We start from the raw sequence: 3,517 nt of genomic DNA, 5'->3' as shown, positions 1-3,517 counted from the left end.
TTTGAAAAATTTATGGTTTTTGCAGGCGCTCTCGCGCCGGCCCTTAAAATGCTGCGCGAGCCGAAATTTTAAAATTTCAAAATTCTATAAAATTTAAAAGCCCCTCTCGGCTAAATTTGAAAGTATAAGCGGATTTTGCATTTTATCGTAGCGGAATTTTAAAGCTAAAGTGAAATTTTATCGTGCGAAACATAAAATCCGATAAATTTTAAAATTTTCAAAATTCTGTCGTAATTTAGCTTGCAAAATTTCGCGAAAATTCCGTCCGTAAATTTCAAAATCCCATAAAATTTTTAAAATTTCACGTGCTTCATCTTAGCTTCACGCACAGGCAGGCTTAGCAGAGCTGCAATAGCTGCTAGCGTCATATCCAAATACCACATATAATCATACGCGCCGTATGCCCGTACCGCGAGACCCCCGATATATGCGCCAAAAAATCCGCCGATTTGATGCGAAAGCATCGTAAATCCAAATAGGCTTGCTAAATATCGCGTCCCTAATAGCTTACCTACGGCAGCCGCAGTAGGCGGTACGGTCGCTAGCCAGGTAAATCCTAATCCCACGCTGAAGATATAAAACGTAAGACTATCTTTGGGCGAGAGCACATAAGCACCAATAAGAGCGATACGCAGAGCATATATGCAAAATAAAATGACTTTACAGCGCACTTTGGAAACACACCAGCCTACGAATAAGCTGCCTACGATGTTAGCGATACCAATCAGTGCGAGCGAAAAGGACGCTACCTGCGCGCCATGCCCGCTTAGTGCTACTTCACTAGGCAGATGCGTCACTAAAAACGCTACGTGAAAACCGCACGTAGCAAAGCTTAAATTTATCAAAATATAGCTTTTATCGCGCAGCGCTAAACGCAGCACTTCGCCTAAGCTGCGCTTATCTTCTTCATGCAGGCTGGTTTGTTCGCCAAGTAGAATTTTACCGCCTGCCAAAAGTCTTGCAAGCGGCAGAATTAGCAAGCTAAGCCCTGCGAGCGTAAAAAATGCGCCGCCGTATCCCAAAGCAGGCGTTGCGATACAAAACCCAATCATCGGCGCAAATAAAAACTGCCCGAACGAGCCGCCTGCATTTAACACTCCGCTAGCAACCGAGCGGATAGAAAATGGCAGGCGCTTTGCCATTAGGCTCATTAGAATCGGAAAACTACCCGCGCCAAGCCCCAGTGCAAGCCCAAAACCCATCGTTAATACAAGCGCACTTTCACTACTAAATAATGGCACAAGAGCGCAGCTAATCGCCAAAAGCACGCTGCCCCAAAACAGCACGACGTAGGCACCGAGCTTGTCTGCAAGTATCCCGCTAAGCGGTTGCGAAAAGCCCCATACCAGCTGCGTAGTTGCCATCGCAAAGCTTACTTGTGCGATGGATAGGGAATTTGCTTGCATTATGGGCTGCACGAAAAGACCTAATGACATACGAATGCCCATCGTAATCATCAAAATCGCCGCGGCGCATAGGATCATTACCCAAACTGATTTCATATATATTCCTTTTAAAAGGCAGAATTATAACATAAAAATTACGAATATATCGAGATTTTATAGATATATTTAATTAATGTATTTTAGTATATTATTTATGTAAGAGGAATTTACCGAGCTTTAATGGGCTTTGCATTAAAATTCCATTTTCAAGGAGAAGCGATGATTTACGAAGACGAGATGATTTACGTGGAGCGCGAGGAGCACGAAGTGCCGTGGGTGAAGGTCTTTACGAAGGCGAAATTTAAAGAGCTTAGCGACTGCGACGAGGCGACGTTGGCGCATCTGTGGCGCGCCGTGCTTCAGTGTGAAAAGAGCCTGCGGGAGTTTTACGCGCCCGATAAGATCAACATCGCAAGCTTCGCCAACTACGTGCCGCGCGTGCATTTTCACGTCCAAGCGCGCTTTAAAAACGACAGCTTTTTCCCGGAGTCCGTCTGGGGAAAAAAGATGCGAAACGGCAAGCTCGATCTGCCGGAATTTAGCGAATTTGCAGAGATTTTAGCGGCAAATTTAAAGATGGAATTTAGATGATAGGTGCGCGCTCAAAAAAATACCTAAGCCTTTTCGCGCTTGCTTGCTGCGTCGCCACCTTTGCGTTTTACCTGCGCTTTAAAAGCGAGGAAAACGAGATAAAAATCAAGCAGCAGTTCGATTTCAGCGCGAGTCTTTTTGAAAAGATCGTGGACGAAGAGAAGCTAAACGCCTTTGCGATCTCGCTGATTTTGTCGCAGAACAGCGACGTGGTGCGCTGTTTCGAGAGCGGCAAACACGGCGAGTGCATGGACGTGACGAAAAAATACAAAGACATTTTGAGTGCAGTGCCCTTTTACACGGGCGTGAAAATACATTTTCACACGCAAAACATCAGAAGCCTGGCTAGGAGCTGGAGCGACGAATTTTACAACGACGATCTGAGCTCGTTTCGCCATTCGCTTTTGCAGATTCGCCATAGTCTGCTTCCCAAAGCGCTCGTCGAGATGGGGCGGTGCGGGGTTTTTATGCGCGGAATTTCGCCCGTTTTTAGCGACGGTAAATTTATCGGAAGCGCCGAGATAATGCTCGATTTCGAGCACGTCATCGCGCAGATCAACCGCATGGGAAACGATATTTTTATCCTCGTAGATAAGAGGTTCGAGACCGACTGCTTCTACGATAAAATAGGCGTTATCAAGGACTTTATCGTCGTAAACAGCGCGCCGGATTACGACGTTTTGTCGATTTTGGCGACGCTTGATTTTGGGGCGCAGAGCTTTATCAAAAAGGACGGGCATTATTTTTACGTGCGGGCGTTTTCGGACGAAAACGGCACGAAGCTGGGCTATATAATTCTGCACCGCGAAGGCTAGCGGCGGGATTTAAATTTAGGCGACCGTGGCTTGTTTGCCTTGTCGCGGCGACGCGGCGAGCGAGCGTTTTAAATTTAATCGCAAGATCGCGGAAATTTGCGCTGAAATTTTAAATTTTAAAAGGAGCGTCGGTATGAAATTTTATAAATCCGTTAAATTTAAAGCAATAGCTGGCGTGCTGCTTCTGACGGCGATACTCTGCGCCGCATTTATCCGCATCATCCCCGATTATTCCACTTCACGAGGTTTTGCTGTCGTTTCTATCTTTGGCTATAACAAATATCAACAGGGGTATTGTTTAAAAGAGGATAGAATTTTACCCAAAGAGGAGCGATTTAAGCGCGGAATTTTAGATCTTTTAAATAGACGTATGCTGTTTCAAGCCGTCGTTACCGACAAATGCTACTATGTATACGGCAGCAAGACTTGCAACTACGGCAATGGAGAATTTGCCGTTAAGGTAGGCTTTTATGAGACGGATAAATTTAATAACGATGATTGGCTGGAAGTTCTATCCAAAGAGTATGAGATAGAAAAAAGTAAAAATCAAGCCGCTTGGCCATATAGAAATATCTTTGTCGAGAAATTTCAAATAAAGCCCGTAGATATCGCGGAGAAGCTAAAGATAAATTTAAATAATAGAATGGCTGGCTTCGAAGAGCCTAT

At 44.9% G+C, this 3,517-nt stretch carries 4 protein-coding genes; 3 read left to right on the top strand and 1 reads right to left on the bottom strand.

Annotated features, from left to right (window positions below; all coding sequences use genetic code 11):
• Positions 1-293: 293 nt before the first annotated feature.
• Entirely contained in the window at positions 294-1,502 is a 1,209-nt protein-coding gene (locus Q0413_RS08350; RefSeq protein WP_298988510.1) for an MFS transporter, read from the bottom strand.
• A gap of 162 nt (positions 1,503-1,664) precedes the next feature.
• Here Q0413_RS08350 and Q0413_RS08345 point away from each other — a divergent pair, with 162 nt between their 5' ends.
• From Q0413_RS08345 to Q0413_RS08335, 3 genes are all read left to right on the top strand, one after another.
• Positions 1,665-2,036, top strand: coding sequence for an HIT family protein (locus tag Q0413_RS08345; RefSeq protein ID WP_297881567.1), 372 nt, complete (start codon positions 1,665-1,667; stop codon positions 2,034-2,036).
• Positions 2,033-2,851: a cache domain-containing protein gene (locus Q0413_RS08340; protein ID WP_298988509.1), complete on the top strand. Its 819-nt coding sequence runs from the start codon at positions 2,033-2,035 to the stop codon at positions 2,849-2,851. The genes Q0413_RS08345 and Q0413_RS08340 overlap by 4 nt, the downstream gene beginning before the upstream one ends.
• 133 nt (positions 2,852-2,984) lie before the next feature.
• A partial coding sequence (locus Q0413_RS08335) for a hypothetical protein (protein ID WP_298988508.1) occupies positions 2,985-3,517 on the top strand: 533 nt, incomplete at its 3' end.

Source organism: uncultured Campylobacter sp., assembly GCF_938045465.1.
In the GTDB taxonomy this organism is placed as follows: domain Bacteria; phylum Campylobacterota; class Campylobacteria; order Campylobacterales; family Campylobacteraceae; genus Campylobacter_B.
The sequence above is the reverse complement of the archived record's forward strand: the minus strand, read 5'-3'. Positions and strand labels throughout refer to the sequence as shown.